This window comes from Neobacillus terrae (genome assembly GCF_011393025.1).
GTDB classification, from domain to species: Bacteria; Bacillota; Bacilli; order Bacillales; family Cytobacillaceae; genus Neobacillus_A; species Neobacillus_A terrae.
On the sequence record NZ_JAAOEO010000001.1, the window covers coordinates 123,984 to 149,416 of the forward strand.

27 protein-coding genes are annotated in these 25,433 nt (G+C 40.6%); 24 read left to right on the top strand and 3 right to left on the bottom strand.

Annotated features, from left to right (window positions below; genetic code table 11):
* Positions 1 to 173: 173 nt before the first annotated feature.
* From G8761_RS00675 to G8761_RS00705, 7 genes are all read left to right on the top strand, one after another.
* Positions 174 to 638: a YpiF family protein gene (locus G8761_RS00675; RefSeq protein WP_166022658.1), complete on the top strand. Its 465-nt coding sequence runs from the start codon at positions 174 to 176 to the stop codon at positions 636 to 638.
* A 139-nt stretch (positions 639 to 777) separates the two neighbouring features.
* A complete protein-coding gene (locus tag G8761_RS00680) occupies positions 778 to 1,284 on the top strand; it encodes a Rieske (2Fe-2S) protein (RefSeq protein ID WP_166022661.1) in 507 nt (168 codons plus the stop codon).
* Positions 1,285 to 1,287: 3 nt separating this feature from the next.
* Positions 1,288 to 1,962, top strand: coding sequence for a menaquinol-cytochrome c reductase cytochrome b subunit (gene qcrB, locus G8761_RS00685; RefSeq protein WP_166022663.1), 675 nt, complete (start codon positions 1,288 to 1,290; stop codon positions 1,960 to 1,962).
* 60 nt (positions 1,963 to 2,022) lie between these two features.
* Positions 2,023 to 2,793, top strand: a complete 771-nt coding sequence (locus G8761_RS00690; RefSeq protein WP_166022665.1) for a menaquinol-cytochrome c reductase cytochrome b/c subunit — start codon at positions 2,023 to 2,025, stop codon at positions 2,791 to 2,793.
* Between the two features lie 184 nt (positions 2,794 to 2,977).
* Positions 2,978 to 3,571 (top strand): lipoprotein heptaprenylglyceryl N-acetyltransferase LhaT, encoded by a 594-nt coding sequence (lhaT, locus tag G8761_RS00695; protein WP_166022667.1) that lies wholly within the window; start codon positions 2,978 to 2,980, stop codon positions 3,569 to 3,571.
* A 67-nt stretch (positions 3,572 to 3,638) separates the two neighbouring features.
* Positions 3,639 to 4,433: a sporulation protein YpjB gene (ypjB, locus tag G8761_RS00700; RefSeq protein ID WP_166022669.1), complete on the top strand. Its 795-nt coding sequence runs from the start codon at positions 3,639 to 3,641 to the stop codon at positions 4,431 to 4,433.
* 57 nt (positions 4,434 to 4,490) lie between these two features.
* Positions 4,491 to 5,168 (top strand): zinc metallopeptidase, encoded by a 678-nt coding sequence (locus G8761_RS00705; RefSeq protein WP_166022671.1) that lies wholly within the window; start codon positions 4,491 to 4,493, stop codon positions 5,166 to 5,168.
* Between the two features lie 233 nt (positions 5,169 to 5,401).
* Here the strand turns inward: G8761_RS00705 and G8761_RS00710 are convergent, their stop codons facing one another.
* Positions 5,402 to 6,274: a YitT family protein gene (locus tag G8761_RS00710; RefSeq protein WP_166022673.1), complete on the bottom strand. Its 873-nt coding sequence runs from the start codon at positions 6,272 to 6,274 to the stop codon at positions 5,402 to 5,404.
* Positions 6,275 to 6,502: 228 nt separating this feature from the next.
* On the opposite strand from G8761_RS00710, the gene G8761_RS00715 reads away from it, so the two are divergent.
* The 17 genes from G8761_RS00715 to G8761_RS00795 all read left to right on the top strand — a co-directional run bounded on the left by G8761_RS00715 (position 6,503) and on the right by G8761_RS00795 (position 21,853).
* On the top strand, positions 6,503 to 6,847 hold the full coding sequence (locus G8761_RS00715; protein ID WP_166022675.1) for a nucleotide pyrophosphohydrolase: 345 nt from the start codon (positions 6,503 to 6,505) through the stop codon (positions 6,845 to 6,847).
* Between the two features lie 6 nt (positions 6,848 to 6,853).
* Positions 6,854 to 7,654, top strand: coding sequence for a 4-hydroxy-tetrahydrodipicolinate reductase (gene dapB / locus G8761_RS00720; protein ID WP_166022677.1), 801 nt, complete (start codon positions 6,854 to 6,856; stop codon positions 7,652 to 7,654).
* An 11-nt stretch (positions 7,655 to 7,665) separates the two neighbouring features.
* Entirely contained in the window at positions 7,666 to 8,082 is a 417-nt protein-coding gene (gene mgsA, locus G8761_RS00725) for a methylglyoxal synthase (protein ID WP_166022679.1), read from the top strand.
* Positions 8,079 to 8,789 (top strand): bacillithiol biosynthesis deacetylase BshB1, encoded by a 711-nt coding sequence (bshB1, locus tag G8761_RS00730; RefSeq protein ID WP_166022681.1) that lies wholly within the window; start codon positions 8,079 to 8,081, stop codon positions 8,787 to 8,789. The genes mgsA and bshB1 overlap by 4 nt, the downstream gene beginning before the upstream one ends.
* 2 nt (positions 8,790 to 8,791) lie before the next feature.
* Complete coding sequence (bshA, locus tag G8761_RS00735; protein ID WP_166022683.1) at positions 8,792 to 9,937, top strand: N-acetyl-alpha-D-glucosaminyl L-malate synthase BshA; 1,146 nt, start codon at positions 8,792 to 8,794, stop codon at positions 9,935 to 9,937.
* Positions 9,930 to 11,120: a CCA tRNA nucleotidyltransferase gene (locus tag G8761_RS00740; protein WP_166022685.1), complete on the top strand. Its 1,191-nt coding sequence runs from the start codon at positions 9,930 to 9,932 to the stop codon at positions 11,118 to 11,120. Before bshA ends, G8761_RS00740 begins: the two co-directional genes overlap by 8 nt.
* Complete coding sequence (locus G8761_RS00745; RefSeq protein ID WP_166023285.1) at positions 11,105 to 12,076, top strand: biotin--[acetyl-CoA-carboxylase] ligase; 972 nt, start codon at positions 11,105 to 11,107, stop codon at positions 12,074 to 12,076. Before G8761_RS00740 ends, G8761_RS00745 begins: the two co-directional genes overlap by 16 nt.
* 644 nt (positions 12,077 to 12,720) lie before the next feature.
* On the top strand, positions 12,721 to 13,557 hold the full coding sequence (panB, locus tag G8761_RS00750) for a 3-methyl-2-oxobutanoate hydroxymethyltransferase (protein WP_166022687.1): 837 nt from the start codon (positions 12,721 to 12,723) through the stop codon (positions 13,555 to 13,557).
* Positions 13,554 to 14,402: a pantoate--beta-alanine ligase gene (gene panC / locus G8761_RS00755; protein ID WP_166022689.1), complete on the top strand. Its 849-nt coding sequence runs from the start codon at positions 13,554 to 13,556 to the stop codon at positions 14,400 to 14,402. The genes panB and panC overlap by 4 nt, the downstream gene beginning before the upstream one ends.
* Before the next feature lie 26 nt (positions 14,403 to 14,428).
* Complete coding sequence (gene panD / locus G8761_RS00760; RefSeq protein ID WP_166022691.1) at positions 14,429 to 14,812, top strand: aspartate 1-decarboxylase; 384 nt, start codon at positions 14,429 to 14,431, stop codon at positions 14,810 to 14,812.
* 140 nt (positions 14,813 to 14,952) lie between these two features.
* A complete protein-coding gene (gene dinG / locus G8761_RS00765) occupies positions 14,953 to 17,742 on the top strand; it encodes an ATP-dependent DNA helicase DinG (protein WP_166022693.1) in 2,790 nt (929 codons plus the stop codon).
* Between the two features lie 83 nt (positions 17,743 to 17,825).
* Entirely contained in the window at positions 17,826 to 17,996 is a 171-nt protein-coding gene (locus tag G8761_RS00770) for a YpmA family protein (protein WP_081680201.1), read from the top strand.
* A 3-nt stretch (positions 17,997 to 17,999) separates the two neighbouring features.
* Complete coding sequence (locus G8761_RS00775; protein WP_338000892.1) at positions 18,000 to 18,482, top strand: cell wall elongation regulator TseB-like domain-containing protein; 483 nt, start codon at positions 18,000 to 18,002, stop codon at positions 18,480 to 18,482.
* Between the two features lie 19 nt (positions 18,483 to 18,501).
* A complete protein-coding gene (locus G8761_RS00780) occupies positions 18,502 to 19,707 on the top strand; it encodes a pyridoxal phosphate-dependent aminotransferase (RefSeq protein WP_166022697.1) in 1,206 nt (401 codons plus the stop codon).
* 131 nt (positions 19,708 to 19,838) lie between these two features.
* Entirely contained in the window at positions 19,839 to 20,543 is a 705-nt protein-coding gene (locus G8761_RS00785) for a DnaD domain-containing protein (RefSeq protein ID WP_166022699.1), read from the top strand.
* 138 nt (positions 20,544 to 20,681) lie between these two features.
* A complete protein-coding gene (gene nth, locus G8761_RS00790; protein ID WP_166022701.1) occupies positions 20,682 to 21,350 on the top strand; it encodes an endonuclease III in 669 nt (222 codons plus the stop codon).
* Entirely contained in the window at positions 21,332 to 21,853 is a 522-nt protein-coding gene (locus tag G8761_RS00795) for a YpoC family protein (RefSeq protein ID WP_166022703.1), read from the top strand. The genes nth and G8761_RS00795 overlap by 19 nt, the downstream gene beginning before the upstream one ends.
* Positions 21,854 to 21,888: 35 nt before the next feature.
* Here the strand turns inward: G8761_RS00795 and G8761_RS00800 are convergent, their stop codons facing one another.
* Together G8761_RS00800 and recU are read right to left on the bottom strand one after the other, a co-directional pair.
* A complete protein-coding gene (locus tag G8761_RS00800; protein ID WP_166022705.1) occupies positions 21,889 to 24,699 on the bottom strand; it encodes a PBP1A family penicillin-binding protein in 2,811 nt (936 codons plus the stop codon).
* Positions 24,700 to 24,740: 41 nt separating this feature from the next.
* Complete coding sequence (gene recU, locus G8761_RS00805) at positions 24,741 to 25,352, bottom strand: Holliday junction resolvase RecU (RefSeq protein ID WP_166022707.1); 612 nt, start codon at positions 25,350 to 25,352, stop codon at positions 24,741 to 24,743.
* Positions 25,353 to 25,433: the final 81 nt, after the last annotated feature.

Genomic DNA, 25,433 nt, shown 5'->3' on the forward strand with positions numbered 1-25,433 from the left:
GGGTTCGTCCTTGGAAAGGGTGCTGATTCCCTGTCTTTTTTGTGAAATATTAATAGGGAAAGGAAGCAAAGCCAAATTGAGAGAGAAGTTATCTCATCTAATATAGTAATTTTTTGTGGTTTTTTTCTTTCATGGTAAGATAAAAGAAAGTTTAAAATGCTGGAGTGAGGAAAATGAAATGGATTCCCAATGATATTGAAATGTACATAAATGCAAAGGAGTTTGTTGATACTGCAGTGGTCGCTCTGCATCCGGTCTCATTCGGAGATGAGATGAAGCAATCTGCATCTATGCACGATTTTATCACCTTGCTGACAAATCAATTAGAGAGGCAATTTACAGGCAGAATGGTTCTTTTTCCTGCTTATTCATATCTTAAAAAAGGAAGAATGGACAAGCCGCTTGAAGAACTGCTTGAATGGGAGAGAAGTTTAAAAGAAAACGAGTTTAAACATATATTTTATATAACCTCTGACAGTGATTGGAGGATGCAAGAATCATCTCTTACAGGGGCTTTATTATGGATGCCGCTGCTCCCTCTTGAAAGCATGGATGAATCACAAAAGGTCTCATTGATTGGAAGCCAGGTAAAGCAGCTGCAGAATTTATTCACCCAGAAATGGAGAGAAAATCAGTAAACTATATTTTGAAGGGACAATGCTATACTATTATATTGACCTTGCTTAAAGATTGATATATCATGAGTATGTCCTAGTTTTATATGTGTATAATTTATGTCCGATGGACTTCACTTCGTCAATAGAGGGGGGATAAAGCATGAGCAAGCATCGAGTTTCTAGACGCCAATTTTTGAGTTATACTCTGACTGGTGTAGGCGGTTTCATGGCTGCAGGTATGTTAATGCCTATGGTTCGATTCGCTGTTGATCCAGTTTTACGGGCTGAAGAATCCGGAAGTTTCACACCGACAAAGCAAAAAGTAGATGAATTGACATCAAAACCTGTACGCGTCGACTTTACCTTCAAGCAAAAAGATGCATGGTATGAGTCGGAAGTAACAAGCACTGCATGGGTTTACAAGGATGACAATGGGAAAATTATGGCCCTATCGCCTGTTTGTAAACACCTTGGATGTACTGTTGGCTGGAATACGAGCAAGGAGCACCCGAACCAATTTTTCTGCCCTTGCCATTATGGCCGTTATGAAAAGGACGGTACCAACATTCCTGGTACACCACCATTAGCACCACTTGATGAGTATCCGTACAAGGAAAAAGGCGGCTACCTGTATTTAGGTCAGGCTAAACCACGGAAGGAGGCGTAATCGTTGTTAAACAAAATTTACGACTGGGTAGATGAACGTTTGGATATTACGCCTTTGTGGCGCGACATCGCAGACCATGAGGTACCGGAGCATGTTAACCCGGCACACCATTTTTCTGCGTTTGTATACTGCTTCGGCGGTTTGACGTTCTTTGTAACTGTAATTCAAATTCTTTCCGGCATGTTCCTCACTATGTATTATGTACCGGATATTAAAAACGCCTGGCAGTCTGTCTATTACCTGCAAAATCAGGTAGCATTCGGACAGATCGTTCGCGGCATGCACCACTGGGGTGCAAGTTTAGTTTTGGTAATGATGTTTTTACATACATTACGCGTATTTTTCCAGGGAGCATATAAAAAACCTCGTGAGCTGAACTGGATTGTCGGAGTACTTATTTTCTTCGTCATGATGGGTCTTGGTTTCACTGGTTACTTATTACCTTGGGATATGAAAGCGTTATTTGCGACAAAAGTAGGTCTTCAAATTGCTGAAGCTACTCCGTTTATCGGCTCATATGTGAAAGTCCTGCTTGCCGGCCATGAACATATTGTCGGAGCGCAAACATTAACCCGTTTCTTTGCAATCCATGTATTCTTCCTCCCAGGAGTATTGCTTGGCCTGATGGGAGCACACTTCTTGATGATTCGCAAACAGGGTATTTCAGGACCACTATAAAATATGGCGATATAGATAGACGGATGTTTATCTATACATAAAAAGGAGGGAGATTGCTCGATGCATCGCGGTAAAGGTATGAAGTTCGTAGGTGACTCTCGTGTATTGGCACCATCAGAACGTAAACCGAACATTCCGAAAGATTATTCGGAATACCCTGGTAAAACTGAAGCATTCTGGCCTAACTTCCTTTTGAAAGAATGGATGGTAGGTGCAGTTTTTCTAGTTGGATATTTATGTTTAACTATCGCACATCCGGCTCCGCTTGAAAGGATTGCGGATCCTACGGATACTGGTTATATTCCATTGCCAGACTGGTATTTCTTATTTTTATACCAATTGTTAAAGTATTCTTATGCATCAGGTCCTTATACAGTTATCGGAGCATTTATTATTCCAGGCCTTGCTTTTGGCGGATTATTGCTTGCACCGTTTATTGACCGTTCAACTGAAAGACGCCCTATCCGACGTCCTGTTGCAACCGGTATGATGCTGTTAGCACTGGCCGCTGTTGTTTTCCTAACTTGGCAGTCAGTTGCAACTCATGACTGGGCTCAAGCGGAGCGCCAGGGTAAAATCACCTTTGGTCCTAAAATTGATAAGAATGCAGAAGGTTACAAAATTGCTTCTACAAATGGCTGTCTTGGCTGTCATGGTAATGAACTAGGCGGCGGCATGGGTCCTAAATTGTTTGATACAGGCCTAAAACCTGAACAAATTGCTCAAATAGCAAGACATGGTAGAGGCAAAATGCCTCCAGGTGTTTTTAAAGGGACAGATGCTCAGCTTAAAACACTTACCGAATTCATTGCTGGACTTAAGTCAAAATAAAACCATTAAAAAGCTGACGAGACTCGTCAGCTTTTTTTAAAACGTGTACATATTTGCTGATCAAAAAAGTTAATGGAATGATTTGAAATAGAAAGGCTTTTTTCTAAAAGATTGTTGAAAATGGAAGAAACTGCTTTTAAACAACAAAGTTTATGAAAAGAGCCAAAAGAAAAGGGGATTAACATTGAAGTGGATTTATCCTATATTGGCAAACAGGGGATTTTTATGGCTTTTGCTGATTGTTAACATAGCGGGAACAGCCTACGGCTATTACTGGTATGGCTGGCAGCTTGCAGATACGCCGGCAATTTTTCTTCCGTTTGTTCCTGACAGCCCAACTGCAAGCTTGTTTTTTGTATTTGTCCTATTAGCCTTCTTATTGGGGAGAAACTGGCCATTATTAGAGAGTTTGGCGATTGTTACTCTTTTTAAATATGGCATATGGGCGGTTGTCATGAACCTCCTCGTATATTTTGTTAATGGATATCTAGACCCAATAGGCTTGATGCTGATGATATCTCACGGTGCCATGGCCATACAGGGAGTCCTGTATGCACCTTTTTACAAAATTAAATGGTGGCATTTCTTTGTTGCGGCCATCTGGACATTACATAATGATATAATTGATTATGTTTTCTTTATGCTCCCGCGCTATCAAGATCTTGATAAATATATCCCTGAAATTGGCTATTTTACTTTTTGGCTGTCAATAATATCTTTAGGCATAGCCTATTATTTCTGCTTGCGCCCTAAACACTTTAAATTAGACATTCATTGATTTAAAAAGAGGTCTTTACTTGTCCATCCCTGCATACATTACTAGTAGTATGCAAGGGGGGACAGGGATGAAGGTAAAATGGATGCTGACCATCGTTTTTGCTTTTTTTATAATGCCAATTGCAACAGCTGCAGAACAGCTGTCACCTTTAGAAAGACTAGATGAAATTTCAGACGAAGCCCTTCAAATGGTGAAGTCTCAAAGATATGATGATGCAAAAACAATATTAAACTATTTTTCAAATGAGTTTCCGCAAGTCTCGCAAAAAGACAGGCCTCTGACAATGGATGAATTAAGAATTATTACCATCTCACATGATGAAGCCCTTGAAGCTGCAGCGAGCCCGAGTATGAAGTATGAAGATCGTATGAATAAGGTAACGAAATTCCGCCTTGCGGTTGATGCGCTTGCCAGCGGCCGTCATCCTCTCTGGGTTGAAATGGAAAAGCAGGTGATGGGTGCTTTCCAGCAGGCTAAATCCGCAGCCTTTCAAAAAGATGCTGTCTCCTTTCATGATCACTTTAACCGCTTCTTGTCCCTCTATGATGTTGTGTACCCTAGTATGAAAATTGATATTCCTGCAGAAGATATTCAAAGGCTGGATGCTAGAATTGATGCCATTGATCATTCTCTTCCAAAGGATATCTTTGATTCTAAAGGGAAGCAGGAATTGGAGACAGCCCAAATGGATCTTGAAAATATTTTTTCCAAAATGGATGAAGACCAAGCTGATCCTTCGATATGGTGGGTTATTATTTCAACTGGAAGTATTATCACCATGACGTTATCATATGTAGGCTGGAGGAAATATAAAGGAGATAAAGAAGAGCGGAAAAACCGTTCAAGAGAGCATAAAAATTGACTCAATAAACGGCCGTCATTAAAATGAATTACAACCAGAGCTGAATGGGGGTCCAAAATGTACTTAATTTATTTTGCGATAATTATTCTGGTCCCGCTTTGGGCCCAAATGAGAGTGAAAGGTGCATTTGCCAAATACTCTAAGGTACAATCTTCCTCCTATAGAACAGGAGCCGAAGTTGCACAGACAATTTTAAATTCAAATGGGATTTATAATGTAGGTGTGGAACAGGGCAGCGGGTTCCTCAGCGACCACTATGATCCGAGGGCTAAAATAGTACGTCTGTCACCGGATATCTACCATGGCCGTTCACTTGCAGCAGCTGCTATAGCAGCCCATGAGGTTGGCCATGCCATACAGGACGCAAAGGGTTATGCCTTTTTACGGTTTAGACATGCGCTCGTACCCGTTGCCAACTTAGGTTCTAACTTTTCATGGATACTGATTTTGATTGGTATTTTTGCACATTTATCAGGAATGATTTTATTAGGAATATTCTTTATGGCAGCAGCTGTATTATTTCAGATTATCACTCTGCCTGTGGAATTTAATGCTTCAAATAGGGCGATGCAGCAGGTGGTATCGCTTGGCCTCGTTTCCGGGGGAGAAGAAAGGCAAACAAGAAAAGTTCTTAATGCAGCAGCATTAACATACGTTGCAGCAGCAGCTGTGGCAGTCCTTGAGTTGCTCAGACTAGTACTAATTTATACAGGTATGAGCAGAAACGATGATTAAACGCGCTGAAAACAGTGTGTTTATTATTATCATAGAATAAACAAAACCCGGCATTGCCGGGTTTTGTTTGTTTCTATAATAAATGTCAAAGAGGAACTTGTCCTTAAAGCCATAGTACGAAAGGCAATAGTGACGGTTTCTAACAAAGTTTAGTCCCTTAATGCCTGGATGATGGAGTTTTTCCACGAGGACCATATCTTGGAAATCATACTCATTCCTTATCCATATTCTCATTAGTTTTCTATCGGCTTTTTATCCGAGTCAAGTGTGAATCCTTCTCCAGCTACATCATGTACTGCGTTTACGGATACAAAAGCATGCGGATCAACGGAGTTAATAATATTTTTAAGCCGCACTATCTCATTGCGGCCAACTACGCAATATAATACATCTCGTTCGCTTTTGGTATAGGATCCATATGCTCTGAGCGCGGTAACTCCCCTGTCCATTTCACTCATTATCTTTTTGGCAATCTCTTCATTATTGTCTGATATAATCATGGCACCCCTTGCAGCATATGCCCCTTCCTGCATAAAGTCAACTACTCTAGCCCCAACAAACACCGCGACTAAAGTATACATTGCCTGCCGGTAATTCAAATAGGTTAAAAGCGAAAGAGCAATTACAGCTGCATCGAATAAGAACATTGTTCTGCCCATACTCCATCCGGCATATTTATGGGCAAGCCTTGCTATAATATCTACACCGCCTGTTGTTCCGCCATAGCGAAATATAATTCCAAGTCCAACCCCAACTGCTACTCCTGCAAACAATGCTGCGAGCGTCATGTCATTATAGAGAGGCATATGAACGGGGTAGCGCTGAAAAATCCATAAAAATACTGAAACACCGACGGTGCCGATTAAAGTATAAAGGAATGACTTCCTTCCTAGGAGTTTCCAGCCAATAAAGAAAAGAGGAATGTTTAAGATCAGGTTTATATAGGAAGGGTTCCATTTGAACATAAAGAACAATAAAAGAGTTATCCCGGTAAATCCTCCTTCAGCAAGATGGTTTTGCATATTGAAATTTACCAGACCAAAGGAAAGAATCGCAGCCCCAATCAGGATAAAGAAAGTATTTTTCAGTCTCAGGCCAAAAATCATTGTCCTTCCTCCTTCTTTCCGTTATTTTCTCAAAGCAAGCGGTTTTTATTATAAAGGATAGATTGTCTTATATCAATTGATAAAAAGCAACACTTAGAAAACCGAACGAAAATATTTGTAAATAGTTCTTAATTTAGCTAACATGAAAGAAAAGCCGAGTACCTTAGTCTTCAGATAAGGTATATATATTTTGAAATGCAGTGTATACAGAATTTGGGGTGTTGCAGAATGGGTAAAGGGAAATCGCTGCAGGAGCTGCAGAAGGAAGTAGATACATATATCAGCCAATTTAAAGAAGGCTATTTCAGCCCGCTTGCCATGATGGCAAGGATGACAGAAGAACTGGGAGAATTGGCCAGGGAAGTAAACCATTATTATGGTGAGAAACCAAAGAAATCTAATGAAGCCGAAAAAACAGTCGAGGAAGAACTAGGTGATTTGCTATTTGTTATAATTTGTTTTGCAAACTCACAGAATATCAACCTTGAAGAGGCTCATGACTATGTAATGAAAAAATTTAATACAAGAGATAAAGACCGCTGGACTAGAATTAATCCTGACAATATGGAGTGAATAAACATGAAAAAAATCAAAATAGTTATTGCAGGCCCTCGTGGCCGAATGGGAAAAGAGGCTGTATATCTGGTTCAAAATACAGACCAATTTGAGCTGACAGCTGTCTTGGACAGAAAGAACAATGGTATGAAACTTAGCGACCTTGATGGGTTTCAAAATATAGATGTTCCCATTTATACGGATATAGAGCTATGTTTTCAGGAAACCCAAGCAGATGTACTGATTGACCTGACAACTCCCGAAACCGGAATGTACCATGCGAAAACAGCACTTGAATATGGCGTGCGCCCTGTTGTAGGGACAACAGGTTTTTCTAAATCGGATCTAGATGAGCTTGAAGCCATCTGCAATGAAAAAAGCCTCGGATGCATCATTGCTCCGAACTTTGCAATCGGTGCTGTTCTTATGATGAAATTTTCCCGCATGGCTGCTAAATATTTTGGTGATGTAGAAATTATTGAAATGCATCATGATCAAAAATTGGATGCCCCATCCGGCACCGCAGTTAAAACAGCTGAAATGATCTCTCAGGTTCGTGAAGCAAAAAAGCAGGGCCATCCAAAGGAAAAAGAAACTATTCAAGGCGCAAGGGGAGCAGATTATGATGGAATGCGAATACATTCTGTTAGACTGCCTGGTTTAATTGCGCATCAGCAGGTAATATTTGGATCTGAAGGTCAAACGATCACTATCCGTCATGATTCCTATCACAGAGGTTCCTTTATGTCGGGTGTGAAAATTGCTGTTGAAACAGCAATGAAACTGGATACCTTCGTATATGGACTTGAAAATATTCTAGAATAGGGGTTATGTAAATGAATATTGCGCTAATCGCTCATGACAAGAAAAAAGATAACCTGGTTCAATTCACCACTGCCTACAAGGCGATATTTTCTGAGCATACCCTATACGCTACGGGAACAACCGGTACAAGAATTCAGGAAGCTACTGGATTATCGATTCATCGATTTCAATCCGGCCCTCTAGGGGGAGACCAGGAAATTGGGGCAATGATTGCGAAAAATAAAATGGATGCCGTTTTCTTTTTTAGAGATCCGCTTACTGCCCAGCCCCATGAACCTGATGTTTCGGCATTAATGAGGTTATGTGATGTTTACTCCATTCCGCTTGCTACCAATATGGGGACAGCTGAAATTCTAATTAAAGGCGTTGAGGAAGGTATGCTGGAATGGCGCGAGCTTCGAAATGAAAATAAAGGTGAGAATCAATGATAAGCTACGATTATGACATATTATGCTTTGGTGCCCATGCCGACGATGTTGAAATCGGCATGGCAGGTACCATAGCCAAATTTTCTGCAGAAGGAAAAAAGATTGCTATTTGCGATTTAACATACGCAAATCTATCATCAAACGGAACAGTAGAATTAAGAAAAGAAGAGGCTGCAAAGGCAGCAGAGATTCTTGGTGTTAGCGAGCGAACTTCACTAGGGCTTCCCGACAGGGGGCTGTTTTTATTAGAAGAATACATAATGAAGGTTGCGGAGGTTATAAGGAAGTATAAACCAAAGTTGGTTTTTGCGCCTTATTTCCAGGATCGGCATCCAGATCATGGGAATTGTGCACGGATTGTTGAAGAGGCTGTGTTCTCCGCGGGAATAAAAAAATTTCAAACCACTGGTAACAATGAACCTCACCGTGCGAAAAACGTTCACTTTTATATGATTAATGGGTTCCATCACCCCGATTTTCTCATTGATATATCGGAATATATGGATAAAAAGATAGCTTCGTTAAATGCATATGAAAGCCAGTTTGTAAAAAATGATGAGGGTGTGGATACCCCGCTGACGAACGGGTATGTTGAGACGGTAGAATCGAGAGAGCGGCTATTTGGCAAACAGGCTGGAGTTCAATATGCGGAAGGATTTAAAACCAAAAATCCTCCCCTGTTAAATCGTGATTTATTAGGAGAATAAAAATGAGGAAGTTAAAGATAGGCATTACCTGTTACCCTACTGTGGGAGGTTCTGGGGTAGTTGCTACTGAACTGGGAAAATTGCTAGCCGAAAAGGGACATGAAATACACTTTATTTCTTCGAGCCTCCCTTTTCGCCTAAAACGAGTTTACCATAATATTCACTACCACCAGGTGGAAGTCAACCAATACTCTGTTTTTCAATATCCGCCTTATGATATCGCTCTTGCCAGTAAAATGGCTGAAGTTATAAACAGAGAAAAGCTGGATATACTCCACGCGCATTACGCTATACCCCATGCCGTTTGTGCTATATTAGGAAAGCAGATGAGCGGCCGGGATATGAAAATAGTAACCACTTTACATGGAACTGATATTACAGTATTGGGATACGATCCATCACTATCAGATGCCATTAAATTTGGAATCGAGAAATCTGATGCCGTAACCGCAGTCTCCAATTCACTAGTAAGTCAAACCTATGATTTGATTAATCCAGACAAACAAATTGAGACTGTCTATAATTTTATTGATGAAAGAGTTTATCAAAAAGGCGATTTTCTGCATTTAAAGGAAGAGTTTGGAATAAAGGAAGAGGAAAAGGTTGTTATACATGTTTCAAACTTCCGTCCTGTAAAACGTGTTAAGGACGTAGTAAGGTCTTTTGCAAAAATAGCAGAAAAAGTTCCTTCAAAGCTCTTGCTGGTGGGTGATGGCCCGGAAATGAAGAGTGTCTGTAAACTTGTTGGTGATTTTGGTTTAAAGGATAGGGTTTTATTGCTTGGCAAGCAGGAAAATCTAGAAGAATTATATTCAATCAGTGATTTAATGCTCCTGTTATCGGAAAAGGAAAGCTTTGGACTTGTCGCACTTGAAGCTATGGCATGTGGTGTCCCGTGTATAGGTACTAAAATTGGGGGCATACCAGAAGTAATTGACCATGAAGATACGGGCTATCTTTGTAATCTTGGTGATATTGATGATGTAGCCAATAAAGCGATTATGCTGTTAAAAAATCCTGAGCTTCATCAGCGCCTTTCTTCCAATGCATTAGAAACGGTCCGGACAAAGTTCAGAGCGGATGTTATTGTAGGCCAATATGAAGATTTATATTTTAAGCTGTTAGGCAGAGGGGAAGTTTATGATTAAACCTTTTCAAGAAGCTGCTCCTGTTTTGAAAAAGCTGATTGAGGCAGGATACGAGGCCTATTTTGTTGGCGGGTCTGTCAGGGATTATCTTTTGCAGCGACCTATTAGTGATGTGGATATTGCTACCTCAGCCACCCCGGCAGAAGTAAAGAGAGTTTTTCATAAAACAGCAGATGTTGGGATTGAACATGGAACGGTTCTGGTTTTTCATAACAAAAAAACCTACGAAATCACTACCTTTAGATCTGAGGCTGAGTATGAAGACTTTCGCAGGCCAAAAGAGGTTTCCTTTATACGTTCCTTAAAGGAAGACTTGCAGCGCCGAGATTTTACCATGAATGCAATTGCTATGACGGCAGAAGGAAAGTTAATCGATCCCTTCGAAGGCCAGAAATCTATTAAAGGGAAAATGATCCGGACAGTCGGAATAGCAGAAGAACGTTTCGGTGAGGATGCCCTCCGTATGATGAGAGCAGTCCGTTTTGTGAGTCAGCTTTCTTTTGTAATTGATAAGGGAACTTTTGATGCCTTAAAGAAAAATGGAAAGCTGCTGCTAAAAATAGCTGTGGAGCGAAAGTCTGCAGAATTTGAAAAGCTGCTTAAAGGCAGGAATCGGCAAAATGCCCTTGCACTCCTTGTGGATTCAGAGATTTATTCCTTCCTGCCAGGTTTGGCAGGTAAAGAGGATGACCTTAACAAACTCTCAGAGTTTGCCTGCGGAGATTTAACACTTAATGAGATGTGGGCTCTGCTTTTATTTTGTATTAAAGAAGAAGCCAGCTCCTTTTTGAAAGAATGGAAGCTGCCGACCAGGCAAATAAAAGAGATTCAATCCCTGCTATTCTTTTTTACCAAAAGACTGGATAGGGAATTTGATTTGATGGACCTCTATACGGCAGGCAAGGAGCAAATTATTTCTGCTTATCGGCTTTTTGAAACGGTCTCCGGCATCAGGGACCAGGATGCAGTGAATATGCTTCAAGAAGCATATGAAGCATTGCCAATCAAAAACCGCTCTGAACTTAGGATTAGCGGAAACCTTCTAATGGAATGGTTTCAAAAACCTGGGGGTCCATGGGTTAAGGAAATGATTGAGATGGCCGAGTGGGCTGTTTTAAAAGGACATTTGAAGAACAATACGGAAGAGATAAGGGGTTGGCTGAAAAAGTGCAATCAGAGCTAAGAAAAAAACTTCTCGATGCTTTTACAAATGCAGGAGACTCCTATTTATCGGGGCAGGCTGTTGCAGAACTTCTAGGCTGCTCCCGGACTGCTGTATGGAAGCACATAGAGGAATTAAGGAAAGAGGGCTTTCAATTGGAAGCAGTAAGAAGAAAAGGATATAGGATTTTACATACACCTGACAGGATGACAGAAGACGAAATCAGGCTTGGTTTGAAAACTAGTTTCATCGGCAGAAATATCGATTACCAGGAAAGTACCGGTTCAACTCAAAAAATAGCCCATCAGCTTTCCAATGATGATGCTCCGGAAGGCACAGTAGTTGTGGCTGAAGAGCAGGTAAGCGGAAGGGGGAGAATGGACCGGAAGTGGCATTCACCAAAATATACGGGAATATGGATGAGCATTATTCTGCGGCCTAATATCCTGCCAGCCCGTGCGCCTCAATTGACACTGCTTGCTGCTGTAGCTGTGGTTCAGGCGATGGAAGAAGTCACAGGGCTCGTTCCGGAAATTAAATGGCCAAATGATATCCTCATCAATGGCAGGAAGGTTACGGGTATTCTTACTGAACTGCAGGCTGAAGCAGACAGGATTAATTCCGTAATTATTGGGATTGGAATTAACGTAAATCAAGAGTCTTTCCCCGAGGAGATTGAGCAAACGGCTACCTCGCTACTAATTGAAAAGGGGGAAGCAGTCTCGAGGACAGAATTAATCAAAAGTGTATTTGCTCATCTTGAAAAGCTTTATTCCATATACCTGGAAAATGGATTTTTACCCATCAAACTTTTATGGGAAAGCTATGCAGTGAGTATTGGGAAAACATTAAAAGCCCGGACGCTCACTTCCGTTATAGAAGGACGTGCTTTAGGGATTACAGATGACGGAGTCTTAAAGATTGAGGATAAGGATGGCGTTATTCATCAAGTCTATTCTGCAGATATAGAACTTTAATTTTTCTATTATTCCTGCTAGCCAACTTTCACCTATTTTTGCTATAATTCGATTGGGCGGTATCCTGGGGAGCTGCACCTAAATTACTTTAAACATAATTAAATATAGTTTCTGCCTAGATCCGTTGCCGGACCAGGACAGAGGGATGAAACATTTACATGAGTATTAGGGATCCTCTGCCTTCAGAAGGATCCCTTTATTTGTTTTTAGAGCTAACTCTGTTAAGTATTACTGTTTTTTTGTAAGGCTATGTTAAAGTCTTTGTAGATTCTTAGCTAAGTTGATTCGGAGCAAAAGGCGCAAGACTCCAGCGGGAAAAGCGTGCCTAGGGAGACCCCGCAGGCCCACAGCGCCGAGGAGAAAGAAGAACGTCAGCGCCTTGGTCAGCCCCGACAAGCGCTGGAGGGCCTGACGATGAAGTCGTTCTTTACTTCAACGTCAGGCCTGAAGCGACCTCGAGGGGCTAGGTGCTGAAGTTTGACAGGCTTCCGGCTCGCCCGCGGAAAGCAAGCGCTGGGAGCCGAAATCAACAGGCAAGAACAAAGCCTACTCTAAAAGAAAGGGAGCATGTTCCCTTAACAGAGACTAAAACAAATTACTCAATGATTGTTTTATTGCCTCTTCTAAAAAAGGAGGAGTAGATTATGAAGCAAACAACCGATTTTATAAAAATGAAAGAAAAAAACGAAAAAATTGTCATGTTAACTGCTTATGATTATCCTTCAGCTAAGCAAGCAGAGCATGGCGGGGTCGATTGCATACTTGTTGGTGATTCCCTGGGAATGGTAGTCCTTGGATATGACTCAACTATACCTGTAACAGTTGAAGATATGATTCATCATGGAAAAGCTGTTAAACGCGGTGCTAAGGATACCTTTATCGTTGTTGATATGCCATTTTTAAGCTACCACCTCTCCATTTCAGACACTTTAGCAAACGCAGGCCGCATTATCCAGCAGACTGGCGCAAATGCGGTTAAACTTGAAGGAGCAGACGAGGTTATTGAAAAAATCTCTTCACTTACAAAAGCCGGAATTCCTGTTTGTGCCCATTTGGGGCTGACACCACAATCGGTCGGTGTACTTGGAGGCTATAAGGTCCAGGGGAAGGAAGCAGCTGCTGCAAGAAAGCTGATAGATGATGCAAGAAAATGCGAGGAGGCAGGAGCCTTTGCACTCGTTCTTGAATGTGTTCCTAAGCAGCTTGCCGCCGAAATTTCTTCCATCCTTTCCATTCCGATAATCGGAATAGGGGCAGGAATGGAAGTCGATGGCCAGGTGCTTGTTTACCATGATATTCTCACGTATGGAGTTACCAGGGTGCCAAAGTTTGTAAAACAATACGCTGCGCTGGAACCTCAAATACTTGAAGCAATCCAATCCTATGTTTCGGATGTTAAAAATATCAGATTCCCTGAAGACCAGCATTCCTTTACAATGAAGGAAGAAGAGCTAAAAGGTTTATACGGAGGAGTAAAATGAGGGTAATTACTACAGTTCAAGAGATGCAGGAAATCATTCAACAGGTTAAGGCAGAAAAAAAATCAGTTGGTTTTGTTCCAACTATGGGTTTTTTGCATGAAGGACATTTAACACTTCTCAGGAATGCCCGTAAGGAAAATGATATTGTGGCAATGAGTATCTTTGTTAACCCGCTTCAATTTGGGCCTAATGAAGATTTTGCAACGTATCCACGGGACTTTGAACGGGATCGGAGCCTTGCTGAAAAGGAAAATATTGATTTCCTATTTTATCCTTCTGTTGCGGAAATGTATCCTAGTGAAGCATCAATATCTGTAATTGTAAAGGACCGTACTGATGTCCTATGCGGAAAATCGAGGCCTGGGCATTTCGATGGTGTAGCTACTGTTCTGACTAAGCTTTTTAACATTATGATGCCAACAAGAGCCTATTTTGGGAAAAAAGACGCCCAGCAGGTTGCAGTAATTGATTCCTTAATAAAGGATTTTAATTTTCCTATTAAATTAATTCCAGTGGATATTGTCCGGGAAGAGAATGGACTGGCTAAAAGCTCCCGTAATGTTAATCTTGAACCCTATGAAAGAGAACAGGCCGCTGCCCTTTATAGGAGTCTGCAGAAAGCCCGATCAGCAATCGAGGAAGGCGAAAGGGATATTCCCGAGCTGAAGAAAATCATAGAAACCACTATTTTAAATGAATCACAAGGAAATATAGATTACATTGAAATCTACAGCTATCCTGAATTAAAGCCGATTGATAAAGCTTCAGGTTCTATTATAATGGCCATTGCTGTAAAATTCTCAAAGGTACGGCTCATTGATAATATAATTATGTCCGTAAAATAGGAATGCAGAAGGAGGAATTAATAGGTATGTTCCGCACCATGATGAACGGAAAAATACATCGTGCTACTGTAACGGAAGCTAATTTAAATTACGTTGGCAGCATTACAATAGATGAAAACATTCTTGATGCAGTTGGGATGATTCCCAATGAGAAGGTACAAATTGTTAATAACAATAATGGTGCTCGCCTTGAAACCTATATTATACCCGGTGAGAGAGGGAGCGGCGTAGTCTGCTTAAATGGGGCTGCCGCTCGGCTTGTACAGCCTGGAGATACCGTTATTATCATTTCTTATATTATGGTTGCCGAGGAAAAAGTGGGAAGTCATAAACCAAAGGTTGCAATAATGGGCGAAAATAATGAAATTATACAGCTTCTTCATGCTGAGCCGGCTCACACGATTATGTAATCCCCTATTTTAGGGGGTTTTTTCTTTTAGTATAATTATAATTTATACTGTTGTAGAAAATAACATTTAACCAATAATCTTTTCTTTTTTATTCTTTTTATGGTACCGTTTGAATGATGAATGATTGAGGTGTTAGAAAGATGTTGAACAAATTTGTTGTAATTGATCTGGAGACAACAGGAAATGCCCCAAAAAAAGGCGACAGGATCATTCAATTTGCAGCAGTTGTCATTGAAAATGGTACCATTACAAATCAGTTTTCTTCTTTTGTAAATCCGAATGTTGATATACCTGCATTTATAGAGGAATTAACTGGAATAAATAGTGACATGGTCAAAGACGCACCTTCTTTTTCCGAAATAGCTCCCAAGGTTATGGAGCTACTTGAGGATGCATATTTTGTGGCCCACAACGTACTGTTTGATCTTTCTTTTCTCCAGGAGGAATTGGTCAGCGCAGGTCACGAAGGCTTTTACGGCCCTATTCTTGATACAGTAGAATTGGCAAGGATATTATATCCTACGGCTGATGGTTACAAACTTACTGATCTCGCTGATCAGCATGACCTAATGCACGACAGACCCCATCAGGCTGATAGTGATGCTCTAGTTACTGCAGAGCTCTTCCTTATTTTAATGGAAAAGCTTAATCAGCTTCCCGTACATACACTTTATCAGCTTTCTATGCTCGCAGGCGGGCTTAAAAGTGACCTTGAGCAGCTTATGGAGGAGATGCTTGATGAAAAAAACAGACAGAGTAATATTCTCCCTGGTAATATTGAAATATTTAATGGGATTGCAATAAGGAAACAAGTTATAACAGAAAAACCATTAGAAGGACTTTTCTTCTTTCCTGAAACTAATGAGGAAAAAACCGTTATTTTGGAAAAAAGCATTCCGGATTTTGAGTTGAAATTGGGCCAATACAGCATGATGGACAAGGTTTACGAGGCGTTCAATGGAAATACACATACACTAATCGAGGCCGGTACGGGTGTTGGGAAATCACTCGGATATCTATTGCCAGCTGCATATTTTAGCAGGCTGACAAATAACCGTGTGGTTGTAAGCACTCATACCATTCAGCTTCAGGAGCAATTATTAGCAAAAGAGATACCTCAGCTGCAAAAAATTCTTCCATTTAGGATTAAGGCTGTATTGCTTAAGGGACGAAGCCATTATATCAGTCTGGAAAAATTTGCACAGTCTCTAAGAGAAGAAAACGATAATTATGATACAACGCTTTCTAAAATGCAGATTCTTGTTTGGCTTACTGAAACAGGAACAGGTGACAAAGATGAACTTAATCTATCGAGCGGCGGTATGATTTACTGGAGCAGGATTAAGGGAGACGAAACCGTATTTTTAAACAGCCGCAAATGGATGGAAATGGATTTTTATTTGCGGGCAAAGGAAGCTGCTATTGGTGCAGATATTATCATTACCAATCATGCTATGCTGCTAGCAGATCTGTCTGCTCGGAACTCGGTATTGCCAGAATATGAATATGTCGTTATTGATGAAGGCCATCAATTTGAGAAGGCAGCAGCCAAATTTATGGGCTGTACTCTTGATTATTTAAACACCCGTCTTTTACTCAGCCATTTAGGGCTGTATGAACAGCGTCAGCTCTTTTATCGAATGGAGAAACTATTAAATGGAGAAACTTTCCTAAGTGGAGAAATACTCCATACTTTTGAAGTTAATCAGCTTATAGCAGACAGTATTTATGAGATGGATGAGTTTTTTAAAATTGCGGCACTTGCAGCCAAAAAAGGAAAAAGAGGAAGTTCAAATCGAATTAAGGTTCGTTTCGAATTCAGTAATAAAGGGAAAGAATGGTTAGCGTTAGTGAGTTCCGGAGAACGCTTTGTCTTTCTCGTAAAGGATTTAATTTCTTCAATACAGGCAAGAGTTGACTGGATTTTAGAGAACCGGCCCGACCTAACAATTGAACAGCAGGGTTATATGGAACAGCTGCATTCTCTAATGCTGGATCTTGAAAAATTAAAGGCCAATATACAAGAGCTTATACTTAATAATTCGGGCCTTGTAAAATGGATCGAAACAGATATCCGTTCACCGCAAAATACCACAGCGATTTCCGCACAGCCTGTATCTGTTGCAGACTCACTGGAAAGAAGCTTTTTTGCTGTGAAGAAGGCTGTAGTGGTAACATCTGCTACCTTAACGGTTAACCAGGCTTTCGATTACATAATCGACCTATTAGGACTTAAAGGAATTCCAAGCAGTTCAGTCCAAATTCCATCTCCATTTAAATATGAAAGCCAAGTTCAGCTTTTAATTACCGATGACCTGCCGGAAATTAATTCTGTACCCGCAGATGAATATGTTGCAGCAATTACTGAACACATAATTTCAATTGCAGAAGCCACACGGGGGCGTATGTTAATTCTGTTTACATCACAGGATATGCTGAAAAAAACGTACGAATTGATTAAGGAAAGCGGCTTTTTGGACGAATTCGCCATTATTGCACAGGGAATTACTAGCGGAAGCCGATCGAGGCTTACACGGAATTTCAAGAAATTCGATAAAGCTATACTGCTTGGGACTAGCAGCTTTTGGGAAGGGGTTGATATACCTGGCGAGGATTTAACCTGCCTTGTAATTGTAAGACTTCCTTTTAGTTCTCCAGATGATCCTCTTACGGAGGCAAAATGTGATGTAATTAAGCAGAAAGGCGGCAATCCGTTTTCCGAGTATTCACTTCCTGAAGCTATATTGCGTTTCAAACAAGGCTTTGGAAGGTTAATCAGAACTGAACAGGATCGTGGAGTTATAGTTGTTTTTGATAAAAGAATCGTTACGGCCCGGTATGGAAGAGACTTTTTAAAGTCCATTCCGCCTATAAAAGTAAAAAAAGGAAATATTGATGAATTGATTGAAAGGATTCATTCCTGGTTATGATCCTGTTATAATGGGAAGATAATATTTTATTTGGGCTTTATAAAAAGCCCTCCCTTTTCACAAGTCAGAGGAGGAAATTGGAAATGGAAAGTAAGATAGAGGTACTGTCTACTGTTAAAATACAATACAGTGCTGACTTATATAAGATTGTTGACTCGCTCAACCGGACGCTTAAAGAAAAAGATCTCATGTTCGGCCTTGCGCTTGATCAGGAAGACAAAACAAAAGCCATCTTTACCATTTATCGTACATAGTGAGTGATTGAATTGAAAAAGTGGATTACAATATTTATCATAGTTTTTGTTGTATTGGTCGGAATTATGGGGACAATTTATTCAACTGCAATGAAGCCTGTGAAATCGGCTGAAGAAAAAGCCATTTCAATTGCAGAGAAAAAAATAAAGCTTGATAAAGTGGATCATTTCCATTTATATCATGGTGTCGAAACGGTTTATGTACTTGAGGGCACAGATAAAAAGGGCCAGAAGGTTATTGTCTGGGTCCCAGAGAAAAGCCATGATGTAGTTGTAAGGAAGGCTAAAAACGGCCTGACTAGACAAGAAGCTATAAAGAAGCTCCTAGAAAAGAGAACACCAGAAAAAATTGTTTCTGCCAAGCTGGGAATGGAAAACGGAATTCCTTTTTGGGAAATCTATTACCTTTCTGATGGCGACTTAATAAACTATTATTGTGTAGATTTTAAAACAGGTGAAATGGTAAAACGCATTGAAAACCTTTAATAAGAGGGGGAACTAAAGTATGGAATTAAAGCTTGCACAAAGGGTGAAGTCACTAACTCCATCCTCTACACTTGCTATTACAGCTAAAGCAAAAGAATTAAAAGAACAGGGTGAAAATGTAATTGGTCTTGGAGCAGGGGAGCCTGATTTTAATACACCTCAGCATATTATAGAGGCTGCTGTTAAATCGATGCATGAAGGACATACCAAATATACCCCTTCCGCAGGACTGCCCGCGCTGAAAAAGGCAATTGCGGGGAAATTTCAACGTGACCAGGGACTTCAGTATCAGCCAAAAGAAATCATTGTCGGTAATGGGGCAAAACATGTCCTTTATACATTATTCCAGGTTATTCTTGACGAAGGGGATGAAGTAATTATCCCTATTCCATATTGGGTAAGTTATCCTGAACAAGTTAAGCTGGCAGGTGGTGTTCCAGTTTATTTGGAAGGCTTTGAAGAAAATGATTTTAAAATTACTCCAGAACAGCTGGAAAAAGTGGTTACTGACCGTACAAAGGCAGTTATTATTAATTCCCCTAGCAACCCGACAGGTATCCTTTATACAGAAGAAGAACTTCTTGCACTTGGAAAGGTATGCTTAAATAAAGGCATTTTAATTGTCTCTGATGAAATCTATGAGAAATTAACCTATGGAGATTCTAAACATTTTTCTATTGCACAGCTTTCTCCTGAATTAAAAGAACAAACTATTGTTATTAACGGAGTTTCAAAATCCCACTCCATGACTGGCTGGCGGATTGGATATGCAGCTGGAAATAAGAATATTATTGAGGCAATGACCAATCTTGCAAGTCATAGTACATCTAATCCAACCACAACCTCTCAATATGCAACTATTGCTGCCTATAATGGCTCTCAGGAAGCAGTGGAGGAAATGCGGCAGGCTTTTGAGAGCAGATTGGAGACTATCTTTAAAAAGCTTATATCTATCCCGGGATTCACCTGTGTTAAACCGCAGGGAGCTTTCTATTTGTTTCCGAATGTAAAAGAAGCTGCCCGCTTAACTGGATATAGTGATGGAGATGCATTTGCGGAAGCATTGCTCGTTGAATCGAAAGTAGCAGTTATACCTGGATCTGGTTTCGGTTCCCCTGATAATATTCGATTGTCATATGCAACATCGCTTGAGCAGTTGGAAGAAGCAATTAAAAGGATTCACCTATTTGTAGAAGAAAAATCTAAAAGCTCCGTTCAGAAATAATTTCCTTTTTAGTTTTATGATACCGGGAAGTCCGCTATTGCGGGCTTCCTGCTTTCAAGTACCACAGATGGCTAAACTTCACATCTATTTAGTTACCAAGTTCCATGGTATACTGAAAAGGAGGTGCCATAATGATGAAAACAAGCTTATTTTCGTGGATTGAGGAAGGGAATATTACGATTCCTTCTGTTTTATTATCGCAATATAAAAATATGAAACTTAATGAAATAGAACTGGTTCTATTATTAAATATGATTGCTTTTATCGAAAAGGGTAACGAATTCCCTACTCCGGAAGAGCTTTCCTCCCGTATGACCATTACCGAGACTGATTGTACTGATATGCTTAGAAGGCTTATTCAAAAGGGATACATAATTATCCGTGATGAATTTACACCAGAAGGAATCAGATATGAGAAATACTCACTAAAACCTCTCTGGGAAAGATTGGCTGATCATTTTTTAGCTAATCAAAAGAGTGAGCAGGCTACAGATAAACGCACAGATGAGATGGACCTATATACATGTTTCGAAAAGGAATTTGGCCGGCCTCTTTCACCATTTGAATGTGAATCACTAGCAATGTGGATGGATGATGACCTCCATGAACCAGTTATCATCAAAGCAGCATTACGCGAAGCTGTAATGTCTGGAAAACTAAATTTCAGATATATTGACCGTATTTTATTTGAATGGAAGAAGAATGGAATTAAAACAATAGAACAGGCACGAAACCAGGGCCGTAAATTCAGGCAAAAACAGCTGCAGGGCAGGAATAACCAGGACGAATATCAAAAATCTTCTCCAATTCCCCTATATAATTGGCTCGAGCAGTAGCCGCAAAAACGAGAGAGACAATCTCTCGTTTTTGTATATAGAAAGTTATTTTCCTTTAATACCCTTCAGGATTTTAGTTTATATACATCTCATATTCAAGCACTATTATTCTAATGAATCAAAAAGCAGGTGAATCGATTGTTAAATCAAAAACAAGTAAGATATTGCCTCGATAAAATGAGGGAAATGTTTCCCGAGGCCCATTGTGAGCTTGTCCATTCAAATCCTTTTGAATTAGTTATTGCCGTAGCTCTGTCAGCACAATGTACAGATGCCCTAGTAAATAAAGTAACACGCACACTTTTTCAAAAGTATAAAAAACCTGAGGATTACTTGGCGGTTCCTCTGGAAGAGCTTCAGCAGGACATCCGTTCGATCGGACTATATAGAAATAAAGCAAAAAACATACAGAAACTCTGCCAGATGCTGCTAAATGATTATAATGGCAAGCTTCCCCGTGATAGGGACGAGCTAACCAAATTTCCTGGCGTGGGAAGAAAAACTGCCAATGTGGTTGTTTCCGTAGCTTTTGACATACCAGCTATCGCAGTAGATACACATGTTGAGAGAGTTAGTAAAAGGCTTGGCATTTGCCGCTGGAAAGATAGTGTACTTCAGGTAGAAGAAACACTTATGAAAAAAGTGCCGCGGGATGAATGGTCTCTGACTCATCATCGGCTTATTTTCTTTGGACGTTATCATTGTAAAGCTCAAAACCCTCAATGCCAGACATGTCCTCTTTTGGAGCTTTGCCGTGAAGGGAAAAAGAGAATGAAAGGAAAAGAGCCATGGATAGAGAATGTATAAAAATAAAAATTCCTGATAAATTAACCAATCCATTTTTCTTTCCAGAAAAGGAAATAGTGATTAAGGTATCACCAAGTGGGTTTGATCTTAATGAGAATTTTATTTATGATATCTTATTTTTTCTGGGGGAGGAAAGACATAGGCCGTGGGAGCATCTGAATGAAGCACTCCCAATTCTTCGGAAAGAGTGGGAGAAAATTAAAATTACCCTTGAGGAGTTGCATACCAGGAGAGACAAATCGAATACCCTGCCCGCAATGAAAAAGGGAATAGGAGTCTTTTTACAATTTCTTTTCTGGAGTAATGAGAAACCTGTTATTCTAAAGTCTCCAATTCCTTTTGACTCTCTTGTTTATAAACCCGTGAATGTTGAGGAAAGGTTGGGATTTATCATTTCAAGACCCGGGTTATTCCACTCCTTTATTCAGCTGGGAGAATTAATGGAAGAGCAGAAAAAGCAAAATGCAATAAGAGCTATAAAGAAAAAAGCGTCCAAGCTTTAAGAGCTGGACGCTTTTACTTTATTAAGATCTTTATTTTAATGGCCAGTGCCGCCTGTAGTACCACCAGTGCCGCCTGTAGTTCCGCCGGTGCCGCCTGTAGTACCACCAGTTCCGCCTGTAGTTCCGCCAGTGCCGCCGGTAGTTCCGCCAGTGCCGGTAGTTCCGCCAGTGCCGGTAGTTCCGCCAGTGCCGGTAGTTCCGCCAGTGCCGGTAGTTCCGCCAGTGCCGCCTGTAGTACCACCAGTGCCGCCTGTAGTTCCGCCAGTGCCGCCTGTAGTTCCGCCAGTGCCGCCTGTAGTTCCTCCAGTGCCACCGGTAGTTCCACCAGTGCCGCCGGTTCCGCCTGTCGGAGGGGTAGCTGGTGGGTTGGTTCCACCGTTGTTACCATTTCCGTTGCCATTGTTACCATTTCCATTGTTACCATTATCAGTGCCGTTACCGTTGTTACCGTCACCATTGTTTCCATTATTGCCACCAGTATCAGGCGCGGCAGGAACACTTACTGATGCAGACACAGTGTCGCTCTTTTCAGAGCCGGAAAGGGCTGTCACAGAGAATTTATAAGAGCTTCCCGGAACAGCATTAGGAATTTGCAGGCTCTTTCCAGAAACGGTAAAGCTTTGCTGCCAGCCATTATCACTAGAGGCATCAACTTGGAATTTAACATCTTTTCCATTTTGAGGATAATCCCAGCTTAAAGTGATGGCACCCTGATCGTATTTTGCATTAACATTAGTAGGGGCATCCATTTTGGTATACTTTTCAGAAACCTGTTTTGGTGCGTGGCCTCTGACAGCATATTCATAGCTTACTCTATCTTCCGGTGTATAAGGGCCAGCAAGCTTTGCAGGCATGGTATCCTTTTCGACCCGGACTCTTGTTACGCTCTTCGGCATAGTAAAGTCCGCTGTTTTTACATCTTCTGATGCATAGGCCATTACACTTTTAAATATGCCCTGGGCAATCTTTTGGTCGCTGCCTTCATGGATAGGGTTCTTAAGGTCTGCGTATCCAGTCCACACAGAAGCCGTGTAGTTGGTGGTATATCCCGTAAACCATGCATCAGGGACGTCTTTGCTATTTGTAATGCCAAATTGTCTCATTTGATCATCGGTATAATTTGTTGTTCCAGATTTTCCGGCTACTGGAAGGCCTGGGATTCTCGCCTTTGTACCTGTACCGTACTCAAGAACACTTTTTAGCATATCGCTGATCATGAAAGCCGTATAGTCTTTCATAACTGGTTTTGTTTCATGTTTTAAATTTATTTCGGTGCCATCGCGAAGCGCTATTTTTTTAACAAAATAAGGCTTTGTATAATATCCGTTATTTCCAAAGGCTGCATAAGCACCCGCAACTTGAATTGGAGCAATACCACCTGTTTTGCCGCCAAATCCACCAATAGCGTATGACTCATAAATTTCTTTAAGAGGAATGCCAAGATTAATGGCGAAATTCTTAGCCCTGTCCAATCCAACCTGCTGCAGCGTCTGTACCGCAGGAGTATTACGTGATAACGCAAGTGCCTTTCTGATGGTCATTGGGCCCATATATTTATTATCCCAGTTTCCAAATTCCTTGCCGCCTGTATACGTTATTTTCTTATCTTCAATCATATGATATGTTCCCCATTGAAGGTACTCAATAGCAGGGCCATAATCAAGAATTGGCTTAACTGTAGAACCAGGCTGACGTTTTATATCCGTAGCATAGTTAAAGGCACGTTTAACATTTTGCTGATTCCGCCCTCCGCCGATAGCTCTGACTTCACCCGTTTTAGTATCTAAGAGGGTTACTCCTGCCTGGAATTTATCGTCCGGATATTGGACATAGTCATTAGTGTTTAATACATCCTCCACATGCTTCTGTGCTTTTTGATCAAGTGTGGTATAAATGCTCAATCCATCTGAATAAATATCAAAATTTCCATTGCCTTCAACTTCTTCTATGACTGCATCGACAAAAGCATCGTATGGATGAGTGTCTTTTTTACGCTGTTCCTGAGGAACGAGTCCTGTAGTTATTGGCGTTTTAATCGCATTTTCCATTTCTGTTTTTGTAATATACCCATGTTTATGCATTAATGAGAGTACAATATTACGTCTTTTTTCAGCTGCCTCTGGATGCAAAAACGGATTATAATTATTAGGGCTTTGCGGCATTCCTGCCAGCATTGCAGCTTGCGGAAGGGTTACATCCTTAAGCTCCTTGCCAAAATAAATCTTAGCTGCCGTTCCTGCTCCGTGTGCATTTTCAGACATGAATATTTTATTTACATACATTTCAAGAATTTGATGTTTTGTATAATGCTGCTCCAGCTGATAGGCCAGGTAGGCTTCCTGAACCTTCCTTTTTATTGTTTTTTCCGGTGTAAGGATGGAGTTTTTTACAACCTGCTGGGTAATTGTACTTCCGCCCTCACTGCCAAAGCCGTGGGTAATATTTGCCATAACAGCCCCGCCAAGACGCACAACATCTATTCCGTGATGCTTATAAAAGCGAGCATCCTCTGTAGCGATAAAGGCATTCTCAACGACTTTTGGAATCTGATCATAAGTGACATAATCCCTGCTGTCCATTGCTCCAACTTCAGTTACAAAGTTGCCATCTTTATCATATATTTTGGATGCGATTGGATCTTTTAACAATTTCTTATCCAGTTTTGGAGTATCTTTTACTAAATAAGCAAAGGTTGCTGCTCCGGCAAGCATGCCTAAGATTCCAAGCGCTACCAGGAAAAGAAAAATCTTTTTCACAAGGCTGCCTTTTTTCTTTTTGCTTTTTTGGCTTCCCTGAGAATTAAGCCTCTTTCGGCGTTCTTCTCTTGATTGATACTTTTCAGCCATTTGCTCTTTCCTTCCTTTCTAACCTTTACCTGAATCCTTTTTTAAAGGTCATAAAGCTTATCTATTACTTTAATATAGTCAATCCGAGGATGAAAACCAAGCGGAATGCTGTGACCAGCCGTTTGGATTTCTTCCTTGGTAATTGATTTTCTTCCGCCGCTATTCATTCTTTCCCAGAACACCATTAAATGTTTCGCTTCCAGCCAATACAGTTCATTTTCTGATGTGAACCGCAGGATAACAAAGCAAATCCCGCCTTGTGACAACACTGCCCTCATATGGCGGATTTGGTGTTCGTGAAAGTTTTTTAAGGGAAATGAGGAAGAATTTTGTGTTTCCTTTGCTTCGAAATCGATATATTTCCCTTTATATATTCCATTGTAATCAGTAGTAGAGGCTTGTTTGAAATACGCTTCTTTAATAACAGCTGCACTTCTTTTTGGATAATCCACCTGTACAATTTGAACAGGGGTAGGCTTTTTATGAATAACTGCAATTTCCCGTTGAAGGTAATACTCATTTGTTTCATTTAAATCTTCTTCCAGTGTCATTCCTCTATTACTATAGCTAAACTTCTTTTCAATTTTTATACTTGGCTTTTTTTCCGAGTCCTTTGGAGTGTATTTTCTTCCATTAGGGTAGTGAAATTTCATTGATAAGCTCCTTTCAAACTATTACTTATCATATCAAATTAACACTTTGATAGGTTGAATAAAAAAAGAATAAGTGGTCAT